Origin of the sequence: Actinomadura fibrosa (assembly GCF_900659615.1) — a bacterium.
Lineage (GTDB): Bacteria > Actinomycetota > Actinomycetes > Streptosporangiales > Streptosporangiaceae > Spirillospora > Spirillospora fibrosa.
In genome coordinates this window covers 1-20,119 of the sequence record NZ_CAACUY010000169.1, presented here as the reverse complement: position 1 = coordinate 20,119, position 20,119 = coordinate 1, and the positions used below count along the sequence as shown (strand labels likewise).

The 20,119-nt window shown below is 73.7% G+C and carries 18 protein-coding genes; 8 read left to right on the top strand and 10 right to left on the bottom strand.

The annotated features are described in order from the left end of the window. Positions 1 to 22: 22 nt before the first annotated feature. The 5 genes from E1300_RS35455 to E1300_RS35435 form a co-directional block, all read right to left on the bottom strand. The gene (locus tag E1300_RS35455; protein WP_242619590.1) at positions 23 to 1,285 is read right to left on the bottom strand and encodes a sensor histidine kinase; all 1,263 of its coding nucleotides are present in this window, start codon (positions 1,283 to 1,285) and stop codon (positions 23 to 25) included. After that, positions 1,282 to 1,944 (bottom strand): response regulator transcription factor, encoded by a 663-nt coding sequence (locus tag E1300_RS35450; protein ID WP_131761486.1) that lies wholly within the window; start codon positions 1,942 to 1,944, stop codon positions 1,282 to 1,284. The genes E1300_RS35455 and E1300_RS35450 overlap by 4 nt, the downstream gene beginning before the upstream one ends. A 43-nt stretch (positions 1,945 to 1,987) precedes the next feature. After that, the gene (locus E1300_RS35445; RefSeq protein WP_131761485.1) at positions 1,988 to 2,827 is read right to left on the bottom strand and encodes a hypothetical protein; all 840 of its coding nucleotides are present in this window, start codon (positions 2,825 to 2,827) and stop codon (positions 1,988 to 1,990) included. A gap of 92 nt (positions 2,828 to 2,919) precedes the next feature. Next, complete coding sequence (locus tag E1300_RS35440; protein WP_207400130.1) at positions 2,920 to 3,669, bottom strand: NHL repeat-containing protein; 750 nt, start codon at positions 3,667 to 3,669, stop codon at positions 2,920 to 2,922. A 367-nt stretch (positions 3,670 to 4,036) separates the two neighbouring features. Then, on the bottom strand, positions 4,037 to 7,666 hold the full coding sequence (locus tag E1300_RS35435) for a Tc toxin subunit A-related protein (protein ID WP_131761483.1): 3,630 nt from the start codon (positions 7,664 to 7,666) through the stop codon (positions 4,037 to 4,039). 335 nt (positions 7,667 to 8,001) lie between these two features. Here E1300_RS35435 and E1300_RS35430 point away from each other — a divergent pair, with 335 nt between their 5' ends. The 5 genes from E1300_RS35430 (at position 8,002) to E1300_RS35410 (ending at position 11,850) form a co-directional block, all read left to right on the top strand. Continuing rightward, entirely contained in the window at positions 8,002 to 8,517 is a 516-nt protein-coding gene (locus tag E1300_RS35430; protein WP_131761482.1) for a hypothetical protein, read from the top strand. Beyond that, positions 8,484 to 9,554: a peptidoglycan-binding protein gene (locus E1300_RS53600; protein ID WP_278045410.1), complete on the top strand. Its 1,071-nt coding sequence runs from the start codon at positions 8,484 to 8,486 to the stop codon at positions 9,552 to 9,554. The genes E1300_RS35430 and E1300_RS53600 overlap by 34 nt, the downstream gene beginning before the upstream one ends. Next, positions 9,551 to 10,237 carry an ABC transporter ATP-binding protein gene (locus tag E1300_RS35420; RefSeq protein ID WP_131761481.1) on the top strand — a complete coding sequence of 229 codons (687 nt, stop codon included), beginning with the start codon at positions 9,551 to 9,553 and terminating at the stop codon, positions 10,235 to 10,237. Before E1300_RS53600 ends, E1300_RS35420 begins: the two co-directional genes overlap by 4 nt. Next, complete coding sequence (locus E1300_RS35415; RefSeq protein ID WP_131761480.1) at positions 10,234 to 11,424, top strand: ABC transporter permease; 1,191 nt, start codon at positions 10,234 to 10,236, stop codon at positions 11,422 to 11,424. Before E1300_RS35420 ends, E1300_RS35415 begins: the two co-directional genes overlap by 4 nt. Before the next feature lie 63 nt (positions 11,425 to 11,487). Continuing rightward, positions 11,488 to 11,850 carry a hypothetical protein gene (locus tag E1300_RS35410; RefSeq protein WP_131761479.1) on the top strand — a complete coding sequence of 121 codons (363 nt, stop codon included), beginning with the start codon at positions 11,488 to 11,490 and terminating at the stop codon, positions 11,848 to 11,850. Between the two features lie 3 nt (positions 11,851 to 11,853). On the opposite strand, the gene efeU is transcribed toward E1300_RS35410, so the two are convergent. The 4 genes from efeU to E1300_RS35390 form a co-directional block, all read right to left on the bottom strand. After that, positions 11,854 to 12,720 (bottom strand): iron uptake transporter permease EfeU, encoded by an 867-nt coding sequence (gene efeU, locus E1300_RS35405; RefSeq protein WP_242619589.1) that lies wholly within the window; start codon positions 12,718 to 12,720, stop codon positions 11,854 to 11,856. Between the two features lie 155 nt (positions 12,721 to 12,875). Next, the gene (locus E1300_RS35400; protein ID WP_242619592.1) at positions 12,876 to 14,138 is read right to left on the bottom strand and encodes a ribonuclease D; all 1,263 of its coding nucleotides are present in this window, start codon (positions 14,136 to 14,138) and stop codon (positions 12,876 to 12,878) included. A 157-nt stretch (positions 14,139 to 14,295) separates the two neighbouring features. After that, the gene (locus E1300_RS35395; RefSeq protein ID WP_131761478.1) at positions 14,296 to 14,862 is read right to left on the bottom strand and encodes a DUF3000 domain-containing protein; all 567 of its coding nucleotides are present in this window, start codon (positions 14,860 to 14,862) and stop codon (positions 14,296 to 14,298) included. A 133-nt stretch (positions 14,863 to 14,995) separates the two neighbouring features. Beyond that, on the bottom strand, positions 14,996 to 15,187 hold the full coding sequence (locus E1300_RS35390) for a hypothetical protein (RefSeq protein WP_165503135.1): 192 nt from the start codon (positions 15,185 to 15,187) through the stop codon (positions 14,996 to 14,998). A gap of 242 nt (positions 15,188 to 15,429) precedes the next feature. Between E1300_RS35390 and hemE the strand changes: the two genes are divergently transcribed. Beyond that, entirely contained in the window at positions 15,430 to 16,458 is a 1,029-nt protein-coding gene (hemE, locus tag E1300_RS35385) for a uroporphyrinogen decarboxylase (RefSeq protein ID WP_207400129.1), read from the top strand. On the opposite strand, the gene E1300_RS35380 is transcribed toward hemE, so the two are convergent. Beyond that, entirely contained in the window at positions 16,455 to 17,492 is a 1,038-nt protein-coding gene (locus E1300_RS35380) for a DUF4349 domain-containing protein (RefSeq protein WP_131761475.1), read from the bottom strand. The genes hemE and E1300_RS35380 overlap by 4 nt on opposite strands. A 156-nt stretch (positions 17,493 to 17,648) precedes the next feature. On the opposite strand from E1300_RS35380, the gene hemG reads away from it, so the two are divergent. Together hemG and hemQ are read left to right on the top strand one after the other, a co-directional pair. After that, a complete protein-coding gene (gene hemG / locus E1300_RS35375; RefSeq protein ID WP_131761474.1) occupies positions 17,649 to 19,106 on the top strand; it encodes a protoporphyrinogen oxidase in 1,458 nt (485 codons plus the stop codon). 92 nt (positions 19,107 to 19,198) lie between these two features. After that, a complete protein-coding gene (hemQ, locus tag E1300_RS35370) occupies positions 19,199 to 19,903 on the top strand; it encodes a hydrogen peroxide-dependent heme synthase (RefSeq protein WP_131761473.1) in 705 nt (234 codons plus the stop codon). Positions 19,904 to 20,119 lie beyond the last annotated feature (216 nt).

Here is a 20,119-nt window from a genome sequence, read left to right as displayed (position 1 = left end):
CGGGCGGCTCGGCGGCGGGCGCTCAGCTCGCGAGCGCCGGGTCGCCGGCCTCCGCGGCGGGCAGCCGCACGGTGATCGACAGGCCGCCCTCCTCGCGCGGGACGGTCTCGATCGTCCCGCCGTGCGCGCCCACCACGGCCCGCACGATCGACAGCCCGAGCCCCGCGCCGTCCGCCGACCCAACCCGCTCCGCGTGCTCGTCGCGCCCGGGCCCCGCGCGCTCGCGGTCGGGGCGCAGGCGCCGGAACGGCTCGAAGATCGTCCCGACCTCGTAGGACGGGACGGGCCTGCCGGTGTTCACCACCTGGAGGAACGCCGTGCCGTCCCGGTGGCCGGTCCGCACCCAGACCCGGCCGTCCCGCACGTTGTACTTCACGGCGTTCTCCAGCAGGTTCACCGCGCAGCGCTCCAGCAGCACCGGATCACCGGTGACGACGGCCGGGGCGAGCCGCGCCTCGACGTCCACGTGCTCGGCGATGCCTTCCACCTGGCCGAGGGCGCTGCGGACGACGTCCGGGAGGGGCGTGCCCGTGCGGGTGCCGAGCTCGCGCTCGGACCGCGCGAGGAGCAGCAGCCCCTCGATCAGCCGCTCGTGCCGGGCGGTGTTGCCGAGCAGCACGTCCGCGAGCGCCTTGGTCTCCGGGGGGCTCTTCCGGCTCGCGAGCGCGACCTCCAGCACCGTCCGGTTGATGGTCAGCGGCGTCCGCAGCTCGTGCGAGGCGTTGGCGACGAACCGGCGCTGGGTGTCGAACGCGCGGTGCAGCCGGTCCAGCATCCGGTCGAACGTGTCGGCCAGGTCCTTGATCTCGTCCTGCGGCCCGGCGAGCGCGATCCGCTCGTACAGGTTGCTCTCCGACAGCCGCCGCGCCGTCGCCGTCACCGTGTGCAGCGGCCGCAGCATCCGGCCCGCCACCACGTACCCGATCACCACGGCCAGCACCCCGAGCACCAGCATCGTGACCAGCGAGCTGCGCAGAAGCTGTTCGAGCATGTCGCGCTTCTGCTGCGCCAACTGCCGGTCGGCCTCGGCCTTCAGCGTCATCAGCCGCTCCACCACCTCCGGCGAGTTCAGCCCGCGGAGCTGCGCGACGCTCGTCTCGGACGTCCTCCGCGCCGGGAACCGCTCCTCCATCATGCGGACGGTCAGCAGGTACGTCACCGCGACCAGCACCGCCGACGTCACCAGGAACAGCGACCCGTACACCACCGTCAGCCGCGCCCGCACGCTCAGCCGGGGCCGCACGGTCAGCCGGGGCCGCGCGAGGGCGGGCGGCCGCGCCCTCACCGCGCCTCCAGCCGGTAGCCGGCGCCGGTGACCGTCTCGATCACCGGCGGCTCGCCCAGCTTGCGGCGCAGCGTCGCCATCGTCACCCGCACGATGTTGCTGAACGGGTCGATGTTCTCGTCCCAGGCCCGCTCCAGCAGCCGCTCGGCGCTCACCACGCCGCCCTCGGCCCGCAGCAGTTCCTCCAGCACGGCGAACTCCTTCCTGGTGAGCCGCACCTCCCGGCCGTCCCGGACGACCCTGCGGCGATGGGGGTCGAGGCGGATGCCGCGCCGCTCCAGCACCGGCGGCACCGGCGCGCCCGACCGGCGCGACAGCGCCCGGACCCGCGCGACCAGCTCCCCGAACACGAACGGCTTGGGCAGGTAGTCGTCGGCGCCCAGGGACAGGCCGTCCACGCGGTCGTCGACGTCCCCGGCGGCCGTCAGCATCAGGATCCGGCCCGCGTGCCGCCGCTCCACGAGCTCCCTGCACACCTCGTCGCCGTGGACGGTCGGCAGGTCCCGGTCCAGGACGACCACGTCGTACTCGTTGTAGGACGCGCGCTCCAGCGCGTCGTCGCCGTCGTAGACGACGTCCACCGCCATGGCCTCCTCCCGGAGCCCGTCGGCGATCGCGTCCGCCAGCACACGCTCGTCCTCGACGATCAGTACGCGCATGCGCCGAGCATGGCCGACCGGAGGTTAAACGCCGATAAGGAGGTCAGCGGCGCCAGCAGGTGTAGCTGACGGCGGCCGTGCCGCCGGGGGAGAAGGACACCGTCCCGCCGCCGCCCCCGCCGATGTAGCACGCGACCGTCGGGCGGACCGTCACCGCCACCGTCGCCGAGCGTCCCGCGGCGAGCGTCCCGCCGCCCGCGGCGCTGACCCGCCCGCCCCGCGAGCTCACCGACGCCACCGACCAGCGCACCGGCCCGCCCGCCGCGGTCAGCCGGATCGCGCACGTCCGCGGCAGCCCGGCGACGCCGATCCCCTGGCAGCCCGAGGCGTCCACCGCCAGCCGCCCGCGCCCGGACGCCGCCGCCCGTCCCCCCTCGGGCCTGTCCGCCGGATCCTTCTTAACCTTCTTGTCCGGCTTATCCCGCTCGTCCTTCTGGACGGGCGGCTCCGCGGGCACCCCGCTCGGCGTCGGCGTGGCCACCGCCACCGGCGGCGCCGACGACGGCTTCGTCCGCACGCCCGTCGACTCGAACAGCGCCAGCATCCCGGCCGTCAGCACCGCCGCGCCCGCCACCCCGGCCAGCGCGACCCGCCACCGCCCACGCGCGGACGGGACGCGGCACTCGTCCCGGACGACCTCGAACAGCCAGTCCCGGAACGTCCCCGCGTCCGGGACGTCCTCGGCCCTGGCCCGCAGCGACAGCAGCCCCGTCCGGACGGCCTCCACCGCCCGCTCGTGCTCACCGGTCAGGCCCTCCGCGTACGTGACGAGCTCGGGGCCGTAGACGTTGTAGACATGGCCGACGGCCCCGGGCCGCTGAGCCCGGAGCTCCTCGACCAACCGGAAGTCCTCGTTCAGCGGAGGCGCGGTATGGGTGGGCACGAACGGATTATGTCCGAACGCGCACGTTGCGTAATGCGGCGCGACCACACAGTCCGCGCCCCCGCTTTGTCAATTCGCCACGAAAACCGCCGTCACGGCCTGACCGCGACCACGTCGTAGGGGGTGGCCGGAGTGGGCGGCGTCGTGAAGCGGGCGTTCGGCAGGTACAGCCGCGTCCCGGACCTCGCGACGGTGGAGGGCACGTCGAACCGCGGATCGGTGATGCGCCTGACGACCCGCCCCTCGCTCCCGTCCGCGCTGAGCCTGACGACGGCGACGGTGTTGAGGCGGTTCTGGACGGCGTACAGCGTGCGCCCCTCCAGCAGCAGCCCGTCCCCGTTGACGAGCGACTCGCCGTGCAGATCGACCGTCCTCGTCACACCGGTGCGCGGATCGACCCTGAACAGCTTGCCCGTGTTCGACTGGACGATCAGCAGCGACCGCCCGCCGGGACCGCTGACGATCCCGTTGGCGTTCGTCCCGGCCGCGTAGGCGATGTCACCGCTCAGCGGCAGCGTCTTCACCGCCCCGCGAGCGCCCCGGGGAATCCGGTAGAGGACGGGGTTGGTCGAGTCGGTCAGCCACGCGCCGTCCCGCGTGAGGACCACGTCGTTGACGAACGCCGGCCCCGTCGCGAGCCTGTAGCTGCGGATCACGGCACCCGTCCGGGTGTCCACGACCCGCGCGTCGCCCCCGGTGCCCCCGGCCACGTACAGCCGGTTCCCCTCGGCCTTCAGCCCGAGCGACGGCGTGCCCGGCCCAGGACTGATCACCTTCCCCTTCCCGGTGCGCAGGTCGGCCCGGTAGATCGCGCCGGTGGCCCGCGAACCGAGGTAGGCCACGGGCCCAGGCCCGACCGCGATCCCCTCCGGCTGCCACCCGGCAGGCAACGGAATCCGATCAGGCGGGGCCGGGCGCGCGTTCACGGCCCCCTGCGCCGCTCCGCCAAGCGGAACGAGCAATCCGGTCATGAGCACGCCAGAGACAAGTCGAGACCACATACCCCCAAGATCCACGACTGGGCCCGGCCGTACCAGCCCCTGCCGCGCCCATCTCGGTGAACACTCCGGCGCGTCCGGCCCCGCCACGAGGGAGCCCGCGCCGCCGGCGGCCTGCCCGCGCACCAAGTTCCGGGAACCCAGGACCCCTGACCCGGAACGCGGGGTCAGGGGTCCTGCGGAGGCGCGGCATCTGGTCTGTTCGTGGGTCCTAGGTGGTGATCTGGGCGGTGTAGTCGACGCCGAGCAGGACGTCTCGTACCTTGCCGAAGTCCAGGTCGTTGTTGTCGATGCGGTCGATGGTCACCGTGATGGTCTGGTCGGCCGTGATCCCGCCCAGGGCGTTCAGCGGGGACGGCGGGACCGTGGACTGCGGCTCGGTGATCGGCGGACGGTTCGAGTACGCGACGCCGCCGGGCATGGAGACCGGGACGGTGACGCTCTTGGGCAGCGTGACCGACACCTTCGCCTGGACGGGTTTCGTGCCCTCGGCCCCGCACACCAGGACGGCGACGTTGTTGACGGTCCGGTTCTTCTCCAGCGAGGGCAGGCCCAGCGCGGGCAGGTCGAACAGGAGCTTGGCGTGCACCTTCCCGTCCCGCAGGTCGTCGAGGCCCTCCAGCCCGAGCTTGGCGGCGGAGACGAGGATGAACCGGTCGGCCGGGCCGGACGCGGCCACCGCGTGCGACTGGTGGAGGGCCGCGGAGTACTGGGCCCGCAGATCGAAGGTGATCAGCACGTCCACGACGTCGACCAGCCCCGACTGGTTGGCCGCGGCCGGGAACTCCAGCGTCCACTGGCTCTCCAGCCCGCTGCCCTCGAACTGCATGAGCGCGTTGCCGGGCAGCCCGTAGACCTCGCGGTCGGTGGTGCCCAGGTCGAACTCGGAGATCGGCAGCGCGTCCGCGTCGCGCACGGAGGGTTGCAGCGTCCCGTCCGGGCCGCTGATCTGCGAGACCCCCACGTTCGACAGCAGGCCCCGGATCGGCGCGGTGCCGGCGGCCTGGATCACGCGCGGTGTCACGGCGATGACCCGGTGGCCGTAGGTCCCGGGATAGGCCGCCCGCACGCCGGCCTCCACGGTCGGGAACTGGCACCGTCCGGTGGCGAGGAGCTGCGCGAACTGGAGCGGGAGGTCGCGGGCGAGGGAGATGGTGTGCTTCACCGGGACCAGCTGCCGGACCCCTTCCAGGTACCGGGTCTCCAGGCTCGCCAGGTCGAGGCGCAGCTGGTCGGCCCCGCCCGCGCCGCCCTGCGCGCGGGGGAAGTAGTCCATGCGGACGAGATCGACGGTGGTGTTCTGCTCGTAGGCCAGGGCCTGCTGGGCGAGCCACGCGGTCCGCGTGGCCATGTCGAGGTAGCGGCGCAGGATGCGCTGGAGCAGCGTGGTCATGGAGGACCAGAACTCCACGTTGAGGAAGCGCTGCTGCGCGAACTCCAGCAGGTCGGTGGCGAGCCGGGCGTCGACCTCCGCGACCTGCCGCTGGAGCCCCGCGAGGGCGGCGGACCGCTGCGCGATGTCGAGCTGTGCCTCGGCCGCCGGGAGCACCTTCGTCTGGAGGTCGGTGAGCTGGTTCCGGCGGCCGTTCGCCGCGGCGGCCATGCTGGACATCGTGATGTAGCTGGCGACGAAGAAGGCGCCCATGCCGGTCACCGTGGTCGCCGCGGACCCCATGCCCAGCAGCCCCGAGGTCACCTTGTCGGAGAAGCCCGCCTCGTAGGCGACGCTGGACTGCGTCGGCCCGGTCGCCGCGCCCGGCAGACCGGTCACGATCTTCTTCATCCCGTTCAGGTAGTCGCCCACCTGGCCGAAGAGGCTGTTGTGGTTCTCGATCTCGGACTTGACCTTCTCGATCTGCTGCTTGACCCGTCCGATGGCGATCTGCGCCAGGGCGATCTGGTCGGCGGCCACGCCGGCCTCCTGCTGCGCGATCTTGGACTGGAGCGCCGCGCGCTGGAGCATCGCGGAGTTCTTCATGTTCTCGATGAGCAGGTCCTCCAGCTGCGCCACGGCGTTCAGGAAGTCCTCCTGCGCCGACTGCGCCGACGCCGCCACCGTGTCGGCCGCGGACTTGAGCGTGGAGTAGCGCAGCAGCGGCACCATGTCGGGGGCGAAGCCGAAGTAGTTCAGGCCCGCGTCGATCTGGGCGAAGCCCAGCTGGGCCCGGCCGAGCTGCGACGTCCGCGCCGGGTTGGCGGACTCGGGGACGGGCGGCGGCGGCCCGGCGGACCAGGCCGGGCCGATCGGCGGCGTCGCGCCGTGCACGTAGTAGACGCCCTTGTAGAGCTCGCGGGCGCGCTCGACGTTCGCGGGCTCGTCGGTCCGGTACAGCGCGTCCGCCCACTCCAGCATGGCGGCGCCCAGGTGCAGCCGGAGGTAGAGCTGCTCGACCGGATGGACGCCCCCGGGGATCAGCTCGCGCACCAGCTGCCACGACCCTGAGTCCGGGAGGCCCGCCCCCCAGTAGTGGTCGTCGTCGTCGTTCGGCGCCGGGAGCTTGGGCACGGCCCGGGTGTTGACCGTGTACGGGAGGGAGCCCGCGTGGTACAGCGTGAAGTCCGACCAGGTCGAGCCCTCGGCCCACAGGTAGTGCGACCGCCACGCGTACGGCGCGTCCGGCGCGGCCTTGCCGACGGCGAAGCCCGCGATCTGGGCGGCCAGGCGGATCCCGGGAGCGTAGTCGCCCAGCTCGACCGCCGCCTGGGCGATCAGCAGGGGGATCGCGAACACGTCCGCGTAGGCGACGCCGTACACGACCCGCTCGCGGATGTTCTCGACCCACTGCTCCCACGATCCGTCGGACGGGGACGGCCCGCTGACCGCCCACATCCCGGTGATCTTCGGCAGGTCGTCCAGCGACTCCACCGCGATCTGCCTGCGCTCGCCGAACTCCTGGACCACCGCGTCGATCCCGACCTGCCCGCCGCTCTGGATCAGGGAGAAGGTGTCCGAGGCGGCCGACTTGGCCAGGTCGTACGCGGCCCGGTGGTTCCGGCCGTCCATGAACCGGTACGCCTTCTGGATCTTGTCGAAGACGTCGATGGCCCCGGCGTAGAACTTGAACAGCCCCTGCTTCGGTCCCGGGGTCCCGGCCCGCTCCTTGATCGCCTCCCTGTCCTCCGTCCGGATGTCGAAGGTGAAGATGCTCCGGATCTGGAAGTAGTTCTCCAGCGGAACGGGACGCCGGCGCGCGAGCCATTCGTCCGCCTGGAGGAAGAACGGCGCCCGGCCCTGCATGATCTCCGGCACGATCGGCTGGCCGAGCACGTCCGGATCGGTGTGCGAGGGGTCGGGCGCGCTCTGGAACCCGTCGCGGAAGAACGCCTGCAACGTGCGGACGTTCTCCCACACGTCCGAGGACATCGCGGTGTCGGGCCGGGTGAAGTCCGTCCGGTACCGCAGCGACAGCTCCTGCGCGCTCACTCCGGTGAGCGCGATCAGCGTGTCGAGGTACTGGCGGGCCGTCGCCTCGCCCCGGGCCGGGATCTGGCTCGCGGGGACGCCGAAGCCGAACGTCCCGCCCGCGGGCGCGGTCAGGATCTCCCGCAGGATCGGGATCAGGATCTCGTTCGCGACCCTGAGCTCGGTCGACGTGGCGGCGAAGGTCTGATGGAAGCGGTTCGCGAGCTGCTGGAGCGCCTGCTGCTCGGTGAGCTTGTGCCCGCCGACCTGAACGCGCACGATCATGCTCGTCCACTGCGCCCGCAGGTAGTCGCGGTAGGCGAGCAGGTCGTCCGGCTCCGCCGAGACCGCCGCCGGCGGCGACTCGTCCAGGCCGCCCCTGCGCACCCGCCTCAGAACCGCGTCCTCCGGCCGAGCGTCGATCACCGTGTTCTGCATTTCGGTCCCCCCGCAGAAAATGTGGCCGCCCGTAATTCCCCGCCCCCGCGAGTACGTCGGCCTTGCCAATCAGCGAACATATCAACCTGAATCCGTCGCGTTATCCGGGAACGCACGTACATTGCCCGACCCGAACCATGAACGGCTCTCAGGGCCACCACGTAATATCCGAAACCCTCGAACAAAAGGGCCACAAAAACCACCCGCCACGACCACCCGAAACCCCCAAACCGCCTCCCACGCCCTCCCGAGCACGCGCGACTAATGCGGGTTTAACCCCTGGGGTTGTGTTCTTGCTTGCGCTGGGGCCGTGGGGTTCCGGCGGAGAGGACGTCATGGGGAAGTTCGGGTGGGTCGCGGGGATCGCGGTCTCCGTCGTGGTTGGGCTCTCGGCGTGTGGGGGCGGGGGTGATGGGGACGGGGTCGCCAGTGTCGGGGGGACGGCGGGCGCCAAAGCCTCTGCTTCGCCGACTGCTTCGCTGTCCGCTGAGGACGCGCAGCTCAAGTTCGCGCAGTGCATGCGGGAACACGGGATCGATGTTCCGGATCCGGGGAGCGGGACGGGCGGGGCCGCCCGGCTCGGAAAGGGGACGAACCGGGACAAGCTTCAGGCGGCGCTGAAACAGTGCCAGTCGTGGCTCCAGGCGGGCGGGAAGCTGCCCGATCTGAAGGATCCGAAGGTCCATGACCAGTACGTGAAGTTCGCGCAGTGCATGCGGGAGCACGGGGTCGACATGAAGGACCCGACGCCGGACGGGCAGATCGAGATTCCCAGCGGCAAGGTGAGTCAGGAGAAGGCGAAGAAGGCGCGGGAGGCGTGCCAGAACGTCCTGCCGGGGGCTGGGAGATGAGGTGGGTGCTGGTCGCGGGCGGTGTCGCGGTCGTGGTGGCCGGGGGCAGCGCGGTCGCGTTCGCCAGGGGCGGGGATCAGGCCGAGGCCGGGCATGAGGTCAAGCTGACCACTGCCGTGGTCACCCGGGGCGATCTCGTGGACACCGAGAAGGTGGACGGGAAGCTCACCTACGGCGAGCCGAGGGACGTGTGGACGGGCGCGTCCGGGGTGGTGACGTGGGTGCCCGAGCAGGGGGCGACGGTCAAGCGGGGCGGGACGCTGCTCCGGGTGGCGGGGAAGCCGGTCACGTTGATGTACGGGGGCAGTCCCATGTACCGGGTGCTCAAGGTGGGCGACGAGGGCCAGGACGTCAGGCAGCTTGAGAAGAACCTCGTGGCTCTGGGCTATGGGGGGCTGACGGTCGACAAGGAGTTCACGGGGGCGACGGAGGACGCCGTCGAGAAGTGGCAGGACGACCGGGGCCTGGAGGTCACCGGGACGGTCGGGGAGGGGGAGGTCGTCTTCCAGGACGGGCCCGTCAGGGTGCGGGAGGTGAAGGCGCCCGAGGGGCGGCAGGTGGCGAAGGGGCAGCCGGTCCTGGAGGTGGCGGGGACGACGCGGATCGTCCATGTCGATCTGGACGCGGACAAGCAGGACATCGCGAAGGAGGGGGCGAAGGTGTCGGTGGAGCTGCCCGGGGGCGCGGTCGTGAAGGGGACGGTCAGGGAGGTGAGCGGGGTCGCCGAGAAGACCGGGAGCGGGCAGGACGCGAAGACCACCGTGGGCGTCGACATCGCGCTGGGCAAGGCGGGGACGGGGAGGCTGGACGAGGCGCCCGTCAGCGTCGAGATGGAGAGCGAGCGGCGGAAGGACGTGCTGTCGGTGCCGGTCGAGGCGCTGCTCGCGCCGCGGGAGGGCGGTTTCGCGGTCGAGGTCGTCGAGGGCGCGGTGCGGCGGCTGGTGGCGGTGCGGACGGGGGCGTTCGGCGGCGGGCGCGTCGAGGTGTCCGAGGGCGGGCTGCGCGAGGGCATGAAGGTCGGGGTGCCGGCCAAGTGAACATCGTCGAGCTGACCGGGGTGACGAAGGAGTACGCGGGCGGTGTCGCGGCGCTCAGGGGCGTCGACCTGGTGGTCGGGAGAGGGGAGATGGTCGCGATCGTGGGGCCGTCCGGGTCGGGGAAGTCGACGCTGCTGCACATGATCGGGACGCTGGACCGGCCGACGGCGGGGAGCGTGCGGGTCGCCGGGCACGAGGTGGCGGGGCTGACGGACCGGGAGCTGTCGGCGCTGCGGGCGCGGCACATCGGGTTCGTGTTCCAGCAGTTCAACCTGGCGGCCGGGGTCAGCGCGCTGGACAACGTCGCGGACGGGCTGCTCTACGGCGGCGCGGGGCCGGGGGAGCGGCGGGAGCGGGCGCGGGCGGCGCTGGTGCGGGTGGGGCTCGGGTCGCGGGCGGGGCACCGTCCGCACGAGCTGTCGGGCGGCGAGCAGCAGCGGGTCGCGGTGGCGCGGGCCGTGGTCGGGGAGCCGGAGCTGCTGCTCGCGGACGAGCCGACCGGCAACCTCGACTCGGTGGCGGGCGCGGAGGTGCTGGCGCTGCTCGGCGAGCTGAACCGGGCGGGCACGACGGTGGCGGTGATCACGCACGACCGGGACGTGGCGGCGAAGGCGCCGCGGCGGGTCGCGGTGCGGGACGGGCTGATCGTGGCGGACGAGCGGGCGGGGGTGGGCAGCCGATGAGCGCGCTCGTGCCCGCGCGGCTGGGGCCGGGCGACGTCCTGCGGGTGGGGTTCGGCGGGCTGCGCGCGCGGCCGGCGCGGGTGGTGCTGTCGGCGCTCGGCATCGCGATCGGGATCGCGACGATGGTCGCGGTGATCGGGATCTCGTCGTCGAGCAGGGCGGACCTGCTGCGGCGGCTCGACCGGCTGGGCACGAACCTGCTGACGGCGAAGCCGGGCAGCACGCTGTTCGGGGACCAGGCGGCGCTGCCGGAGACGGCGCCGGAGATGGTGCGGCGGATCGGGCCGGTCACGGCGGTCGGCGCGACCGGGTCGGTGGACGCGACCGTCCGGCGCACCGGCCTCATCCCGGACGAGGTGACGCAGGGCATCGCGGTGCAGGCGGCGACGGTCGACCTGCTCGGGACGCTGGACGTCGGGATGGCGTCCGGCACCTGGCTCAACGCCGGTACCGGACGGTATCCGGGGGTGGTGCTCGGTGCGGAGGCGGCGCGGCGGCTCGGCGTCGGCGGGACGGGGGAGCGCGTGTGGATCGGCAATCGCTGGTTCAGCGTGCTCGGCGTGCTGCGGCCGGCGGAGCTGGCGCCGGAGATCGACCGGTCGGCGCTGGTCGGCTGGGACGCGGCGGAGCGGCACCTCGGTTTCGACGGGCATCCGACGACGGTCTACGAGCGGTCGTCGGACGCGTCGGTCGGAGATGTCCGCGATGTCCTGGCCCGGACGGTTAACCCTGAACATCCGGAGGAGGTGGAGGTGAGCCGGCCGTCGGACGCGCTGGAGGCGAAGGCGGCGGCGGCCGGGGCGTTCACCGGGCTGCTGCTCGGGCTAGGCGCGGTCGCGCTGCTGGTCGGCGGGGTCGGCGTCGCCAACACGATGGTGATCTCGGTGCTGGAGCGGCGCCGCGAGATCGGGCTGCGCCGGTCGCTGGGCGCGACGCGCGGGCAGGTGCGGACGCAGTTCCTCGCCGAGTCGCTGCTGCTGTCGGCGTTCGGCGGCGCGGCGGGGGTGGTGCTCGGCGCGGTCGTGACGGCCGGGTTCGCGGCCGCGAAGGGCTGGCCGCCGGTGGTGCCGGCGTGGGCGCTCGGCGGGGCGCTCGCGGCGACCCTCGCGATCGGGACGGCGGCGGGCCTGTACCCGGCGGCGCGGGCGGCGCGGCTGTCGCCGACCGCGGCTCTGGCCACGGTCTGACGCGGCGGTGCAGAATTGGGACGGCCGACGACGTCCCGCTCCGGGGGAGGTGCCTCCACCGCCATGCCCGTGCCACGCCCGCTGCGCGAGCGCTGCCGCGAGTTCCTCGGGATCGACGGAGAGATCCGGTACATCTTCCCCGCGATGGCCTACGGCGGCGGGTCCGGGTTCATCTTCGTCGTGACCGACGACCAGGTCGCCGTGATCTCCACCGGTTCGCTGAGCCGGAGCACCCCGAAGAGCATCTGGGGCAGCTACCCGCGCGGGACCAGGATCGGGCCGGTGGAGACCGGCGGCGGCGCGTCGTTCGAGTTCGCCGGGGCGGTGTTCGAGGTGGACGACGAGTACGTCCCGGTGGTCAACGCGGCCGACACGGAGATCTTCGCCCGGGACAGCCTGCCGCGGGACCCGCTGCCCGACCTGTGACGGTCAGGCCGTGGGCGCGGGACGGGCGGACGCGGCGGGCCGGGCGGGCTTGGACGGCGTGGACGAGCGCAGGAACAGCGCCATCACCGGCACCAGGTAGACGGCCCACATGACCAGCTGGAGCCAGGTGATCTGCGGCGTGACGTTCAGGACGCCCTGGAAGAGGGTCTGCATCCAGTCGCCCGCCGACCCGAACTTCGCGAAGAACTCGTGGGGCTCCAGCGCGACGGCGTTCAGGCCGGGGAACACCTCGGCCTCCTGGAGGTCGTGGAAGCCGTACCCGAACACGCCCGCGGCGACGACGATCAGCGCGGCGCCCGTCCAGGTGAAGAACCGGCTGAGGTTGATCTTGAGGCCGCCGCGGTAGAGCAGGTAGCCGAGCGCGACGGCGGCGGCGAGCCCGAGCAGCGCGCCGATGATCGGCTGCGTGGAGCCCTCGGACGAGTTGCTGATGTTCGTCCAGAGGAACAGGGCGGTCTCCAGGCCCTCGCGCCCCACCGCGAGGACGGCGACGGTGAGCAGGGCCAGCGGGCCGAGGGTCAGGGCGCCCTCCAGCCGGCCCTCCAGCTCGGCCTTCATGAAGCGGGCCGTGCGGCGCATCCAGAAGACCATCCAGGTGACGAGGCCGACCGCGATGATCGACAGGACGCCGCCGAACAGCTCCTGGGTCTTGAACTGCATCTCCGAGGACGCGGCGCTCAGCGCGATCCCGAACGCGACGCTGGCCGCGACGGCGATCGCGACGCCCGTCCAGACCGGGACGAGGGCCCGGCGGTTGCCGGTCTTCACCAGGTAGGCGATGAGGATGCTCACGACCAGGGCGGCTTCGAGCCCCTCGCGCAGTCCGATGAGGAAGTTGCCCAGCAGCATCCCGACGCTCCTCCGAGAACCTATGGTTTAGGCAAAGCTAACCTAAACAAGTCTGTGCCCGGAGAGCGGCCCCCGCAAGACAGGGTGCCGTGTCGTCCCAGCGCAGGACCCCGGGGCGCTCGCCGAGCCCCAGGGCCACTGCCTCGGGAGACGTCCTAGACGTCGCCTTTGCACTCCAGCCGCAGGAACGCCCGCGCGAGCGGCTGCGCCGTCAGCTCCACCTGCCAGTTCCGCGCGCCGAGCTCCCGCAGCGCCGCGCCGATCGCCGACGCGGACGACTCCGGCGGCGGCGTCCAGGCCAGCCGGCGGACGTAGTCGGGCTGCATCAGGTTCTCCGACGGCATCGAGTGCTCGTCGGCGAGCGCCGCGACCACGGCGCGCGCGGCGGTGAGCCGCTTAGCCGCCTCGGGGTCGCGGTCGGCCCAGCGGTGCGCGGGCGGCGGGCCGTCGCCCGGCAGGTTCGCCTCGGGCAGCCCGCGGTCGGGCAGCGTCCGCGCCCGCGAGACCGCGCGCAGCCACGCGGACTGGTGCCGCCGGGCGCCGCGGCCCCGCATCGTGGGCAGCGCCTGGAGCTCGGCGGGCGTCTTCGGCGCCTTCAGCGCCAGCTCGACGATCGCGGCGTCCTGGAGGACCCGGCCGGGGGACAGGTCGCGCTCCTGGGCGATCTTGTCGCGGGCCTCCCAGACCTCCCGGACGGTCGCGAGCGCGCGCCGGTTGCGGACGCGGTGGATGCCGGACGTGCGGCGCCACGGGTCGGTGCGCGGCGGCTTGGGCGGCGTGGCGAGGATCGCCGCGAACTCCTCCAGCGCCCATTCCAGCTTGCCCGCGGCCTCCAGCTCGGCGTGCAGGGCGTCGCGGAGCTCGACCAGGAGCTCCACGTCCAGCGCGGCGTACCGGAGCCAGTCGTCGGGCAGCGGGCGGGTGGACCAGTCGGCGGCCGAGTGCCCCTTCTCCAGCAGGAAGCCGAGCACGTTCTCGACCATGGAGCCGAGGCCGACGCGCGGGTAGCCGAGCAGCCGCCCGGCCAGCTCGGTGTCGAACAGCCGCCGCGGGACGAGGCCGACCTCGGCCAGGCAGGGCAGGTCCTGGTTGGCGGCGTGCAGCACCATCTCGGCGTCGGCGAGCGCGGCGTCCAGCCCGGACAGGTCGGGGCAGGCGATCGGGTCGATCAGCGCGGTGCCCGCGCCCGCGCGGCGCAGCTGGATCAGGTAGGCGCGCTGCCCGTACCGGTAGCCGGACGCGCGCTCGGCGTCGACGGCGACGGGGCCGGTGCCCGCGGCGAACGCGGCGGTGACACGTTCCAGGGCCGCGGCGTCGGCGACGACGTCCGGCACGCCCTCGCGCGGCTCCAGCAGCGGCTCGGCGGGCGGGCCGGCGGGCGGAGCCGCCTCGGGTTCCGCGCCGGGCTCCCGCGGCACGGTCTCGGTCTCGCCGGGCACGCCCCCGGCGGCGTTCTGCGCGCCCGTGCCGCCCTCGGGGACGTCGGCGCGCGTTTCGGACACTCCCACTTTTTTCGTGTTCTCCCCCGCCGCCTCGGTTCCGGACGCTCTTCCCACGCCCCCTACCGTACGTCGCTCAGGCGCCGGTGCCGCCGGGGCGGTCGGGCAGCGCGGCGACGCCGGCCGGCGGGAGGCCCGCCGTCGTGCACATGACCTCGCACCAGGCGGCCACGTGACCGGCGAGGTCGTCGCCGGTCGGGGACCACGAGGCGCGCAGCTCCAGCTCGGTCGTGGACGGCTCGTCCTTCTTGTCGCCGAAGCTCTCGGAGACCGCCCGGGTGATCGTCCCCGACTCGCCCGCGTAGCCGGCGGGTTCGAGGGCCTCCAGCAGCCAGCTCCACGCCACCGAGCCGATCAGCTCGTCGGCGGCGATCTCGGGCTCCAGGTCGGCCCGGATGTAGGCGACGACCCGGAAGCCGTTCGTCCAGCCGGTGCGTCCGTCGGGGTCGTACAGGACGATCAGCCGCCCCATGGCGACCTCGGTGTCGTCGTCGCGGTAGACGCTGCCGGACAGCGCGGCGGCGTACGGGGCGAGGTTCCGCGGGGCGGGCATGTCCTCCAGGTCGAGCTCCGGCCGGGGGCCGGGGCCGTCGAGGATCTCCCGCAGGGTGTCGAGGGCCCGCTGGAAGGCAGGTGGGTTCATGGGTGTACCGGCCTGGGGGCGGGGACGGGACTCGGGTCGGTGAAGCCGGGACGGGGTGCCGCCGCGCGCGACGGAGGGTACGGGAGGAGAGACAGGCACAGCACAGGTGGTTTCGTGTCGGGGGCCGGGCCGTTCAGGCGACGGCCCGCGTGGAGGCGGTGCGCTCGGAGCCGTCGTGCTGCGAGCCGGCACGCCGGGACGGGGAGGACTCCTGGACCAGGCCGCCCGGGGGCGAACCGACCAAGACGGCCGCGCCGCAGTCGACGCAGACCCGCTCGGGACACTCCTCGCCGTGCCCGTCGGGGCAGGGCGGCTGCTCGAACACACGTTCATCACCGCAGGTGGAGCAGTACAAGGGGGAACCTCCCTCGGCTATGACACGGATCACGTTCGCATGAGCCGGTGACAGAATGCGGGACTTCGCTCGGCGTGTCCGGAACTTCGTCGCGCGGCGGCCCGTCCGGGCCCCCGCCCCGGTGCGTCCGCGCCAGGGTTTCGTGGGACCATCACAACGTGGCTCCTGACGCTGTTCATCCCGACGACGCTTTCCCTCACTCCGCTGACGACTTGGGGGAGAGCCCGTTCCTGCTGGCCTGCCGGCGCAAGCCCGTGCCGCACACGCCGGTGTGGTTCATGCGGCAGGCGGGCCGGTCGCTGCCGGAGTACCTGCGGCTGCGCGAGGGCGTTCCGATGCTGGAGTCCTGCACCCGGCCGGACATGGTCGTGGAGATCACGATGCAGCCGGTGCGGCGGTACGGGGTGGACGCGGCGATCTACTACAGCGACATCATGGTGCCGCTCAAGGCCATCGGCGTCGACCTGGACATCAAGCCCGGCGTCGGCCCGGTGATCGCCGACCCGATCCGCGACGCCGCCGGGCTGGAGACCCTGCGCCCGCTCATCCCGGACGACGTCCCCTACGTCACCGAGGCCGTGCGCGGCCTGACCGGCGAGCTCGGGGGCACGCCGCTGATCGGCTTCGCGGGGGGCCCGTTCACGCTCGCCTCGTACCTGATCGAGGGCGGGCCGTCCAAGAACCAGGACCGCACCAAGGCCATGATGTACGGCGATCCCGCGCTGTGGAACGCCATGATGGGCCGCCTGGCCGACCTCACGATCGCGTTCCTGAAGGTGCAGGTCGAGGCGGGCGCGTCCGCGATCCAGGTGTTCGACTCCTGGGTCGGGGCGGTCGCCCCGCAGGACTACCGCGAGTCGGTGCTGCCGCACACCGCCCGCATCTTCGCCGAGATCGAGGCGCTCGGCGTCCCGCGCATCCACTTCGGCGTCGGGACGGGTGAGCTCCTCGGGCTGATGGGCGAGGCGGGCGCGGACGTCGTCGGCGTCGACTGGCGCGTCCCGCTGGACGAGGCGGTCCGCCGCGTGGAGCCGGGCAAGGCGCTCCAGGGCAACCTCGACCCCGCGGTCCTGTTCGCCCCGTGGGAGGCGGTGGAGCGCCGGGCGCTCGACGTGCTGGCCCGCGGCCGCACGGCCGAGGGGCACGTCTTCAACCTCGGCCACGGCGTGCTGCCGTCCACGGACCCCGGCGTGCTCGCCCGCCTCGTGGACCTGGTCCACGAGGCGAGCGCCGAGCACTAGTCCGCCTGACCGCCGGGCGGTGGGGCCTCGCCTCCCGCGCCGCCGGACACGGCCCCGGCGGGTACGGCCTCCCGGGGTTCCGCTTCCGTCGTGGCGCCGGGCGGGTCCGCGCGGCGGTCGCGCAGCCGGTGCCGGAACGCCAGCAGCGGCAGGCCGATCGCCGCGGCCGCGGCCAGGAACGGGAGCAGCCAGCCGAGGACGGTGGCGACGCCGCCCGCGAACCCGGTGAAGGCGTGCCAGCCGTCGCGGAGCCCGCCGGCGAAGCCGCCGCGGTCCTTCTTCGGCGCCGCCGTCTTGGCCGGTCCCCTCAGCTCGACCGTGAGGGTCGCGTACCGGGTGCTCTGCTGGAGGGCCTTCTGGCGCGCCTGGAGCGCCTCCAGGTCCGCCTCGCGGCTCGCGATCTCCTGCTCGACGTCGATGACCTCGCCGACCGTCCGCGCCCGGTCGAGCAGCTTGCGGAACGAGGCGAGGGCCGCCTGCGCCGAGCGGACCCGGCTGTCCACGTCGGCGACCTCGCCGGTCACGTCCTCGGCCCGCTGGGTGAGCCCCGTCTTCGTGCCGAGGTCGGTGGAGAGGCGGGCCAGCAGCTCGGCGTAGCGCTCGGCGGGGATCTTCAGGGTGAGCTGGGACGACGCCGGGGAGCTTGTCCCGGACTCGTTCTCCACGTAGCCGCCCGCCGCGGTGACGAGCTGCTTGGCCTTGGTGGCGGAGGCGTCCACGTCACCGGCCCTGACCTGGAGCGTCGCCGTGTAGACGACGGAGTGCCCGGCGGGCGGCGGCACCTGCACGCGGGACGTCCCCGTCCCCGTTCCCTTCCCGCTCCCCGGGGCGGCGCCGCCGGTCGTGTCGGTGCCGCCGGTGCGGGACTCCGGCGCCTTCGCGGGCCCGGCCGGGGCGGCGCGCCCGTTCGAGCCGTCGTAGGTGGACGACTCCGACCCACCGGACGATCCGCCCCCGCAGGCGGCCAGGACGGCGAGCAGCAGGACGGCGATCAGCGCGCAGGTCACATGCCTGACATTCCAGACGATCCGCATGGCGCTTGGACGGTGTGGCCCAGGTCACCGTTCCGGACGGGGGATCGCGATCGGGGCACGGGACGGCCACGCCGGGGTCACGGCGCCGCCGCGGCGGCGCCGTGGCAGCGCACGCCCCGGTGCGCGGTTCCGCGGGACGTCTGGGAGGCTTGGGGCATGACCACGTCCCATGCCGTCGTCGTCGGGGGCGGCATCGCGGGCCTCGCCGCCGCGCGCGTGCTGGCCCGCGCCGGCGTGCGCGTGACCGTGCTGGAGGGCTCGCCGCGGATCGGCGGCAAGCTGCGGGTCAGCGAGATCGCCGGGCTGCCCGTGGACGAGGGCGCCGAGTCGATGCTCGCCCGCCGCCCGGAGGGCCTGGAGCTCGTCCGCGAGCTCGGCCGCGCGGGCGACCTCGTGAACCCCGGCACGACGTCCTCGTCGATCCTGAGCCGCGGCGCGCTGCGCCCGATCCCGTCCGGGCAGGTGATGGGCGTCCCGTCCGACCTGCGGGCGCTGGCGGCCGCGCAGGTGCTGAGCCCGGCCGGGCTGGCCCGCGTCCCGCTCGACCGGGTGCTGCCCGAGACGCCGCGCGGCGCGGACGTGTCCGTCGCCGACTTCATCGGCGCCCGCGTCGGCCGCGAGGTCGTCGACCGGCTCGTCGAGCCGCTGCTCGGCGGCGTGTACGCGGGCCGCGCCGAGCTGCTGTCGTTCGACTCCACGCTGCCCGCCGTCGCCGCCGCCGCGCGCACGCACCGCTCGCTGATCGCCGCCGTGCAGGCCATCCGCGCGGCGGCCCCCAAGGACCCGGGCCCGGTGTTCGCCAGCCTGCCGGACGGCCTCGGCACGCTCCCGGACCTCGTCGCCGGCGACATCGCCGCCGCGGGCGGGACGATCCGCACGGACGCGATGGTCCGCGAGCTGCGGCGCCGCCCGGACGGCTGGCGGCTCACGATCGGCCCGGCCCGCGACCCCGAGGCCCTCGACGCCGACGCCGTCGTGGTCGCCGTCCCGGCGGCGCCCGCGGCCCGGCTGCTGGAGGCGGAGGTGCCCGCCGCCGCCCGCGAGCTCGCGGGCATCGAGTCCGCGAGCATGGCGATCGTGACGCTCGCCTACCAGGCCGGGGCGTTCCCGCGCCCGCCGGACGGCAGCGGCTACCTCGTCCCGGCAGTGGAGAACGAGGCGCGGGCGGGCTCGGTGAAGGCCGTGACGTTCAGCTCGGTGAAGTGGCCGCACCTGCGCGAGCGCGACCCTGGGCTCGTCGCGGTGCGGTGCTCGATCGGCCGGTTCGGCGAGGAGCGCGCGCTCCAGCGCAGTGACGACGAGCTCAAGGCCGACGCCATGGCGGAGATGGCCGCGGTCTGCGGTGTCACCGAGCTGCCCGTCGAGACCCGCGTGACCCGGTGGGGCGGCGGCCTGCCGCAGTACAACGTGGGCCACGCCGACCGGGTGGCCAGGGTCCGCGCCGCGGTCGCCGGGGAGCCGGGGCTCGCCGTCGCGGGCGCGGCCTACGACGGCCTGGGCATCCCGGCCTGCATCGCGTCGGCGCGCGCCGCGGCGGGACGCGTCCTCGACCATCTCCGCGAGAGACAGGCGGCCGAGGGGTTCGCGCCCGCGGAGCAGGTGCGCGAGACGTAGGCGCGGTGCGCGGCCGGCGGGCGGCGCGATGAGCGGACGAAGGCAGGAGCAGGTGCGCCGCGGGGAGCGGCGCACGCGAGGAGGAACGGACGATGTCAGCGACGGAGCCGGCGGCCAAGCTGAAGGCGCGCGAGCTCAACAACCTGATCCGCTACACGATGTGGTCGGTCTTCCGGGTCAAGGACCCCGGGACGGTCGGCGAGCAGCACGCGGCCGAGGTGCTCGACCTGATCGACCAGGCCGGCCAGAAGGACGTCACCACGCGCGGCGCGTACGACGTCGCGGGCCTGCGCGCGGACGCCGACTACATGTTCTGGTGGCACGCGCCGACCGCGGAGGACCTCCAGGAGGTCTACACGCGGTTCCGCCGGACGGCGGTGGGCCGCGCCAGCGAGCCGGTGTGGTCGCAGATGGCGCTGCACCGCCCGGCGGAGTTCAACAAGAGCCACATCCCGGCGTTCCTCGCCGACGAGGAGCCGCGGTCCTACGTCTGCGTCTACCCGTTCGTGCGGTCCTACGACTGGTACCTGCTGCCGGACGAGGAGCGCCGCGCGATGCTCGCCGAGCACGGCAAGATGGCGCGCGGCTACCCGGACGTGCGCGCGAACACGGTGTCGTCGTTCGCGCTCGGCGACTACGAGTGGATCCTCGCGTTCGAGGGCGACGAGCTGCACCGCATCGTGGACCTGATGCGGCACCTGCGGGGCTCGCGGGCGCGGCTGCACGTCCGCGAGGAGGTGCCGTTCTACACGGGCCGCCGCAAGCCGATCGCGGAGCTCGTCGCCGACCTGCCGTGACCGGGCCCCGGCGGACACGCCCGCCGCGGGTTCCGGCGGGGACGGGACGGGCCGCCGGAGTGGCAGTAAAGTGCGGCCCGTGACGAAGACTCCCGCCGGGCACTCCCGCGGCCGGCACGCCCGTCCGCCGTCCGATCTCGCGATCCGCTGGAACCGGGCGGCCGGGCGCGTGCTCCGCGCCGGGCGGGGCCGGCGGCGGGCCGTCCTCGCCGGCAC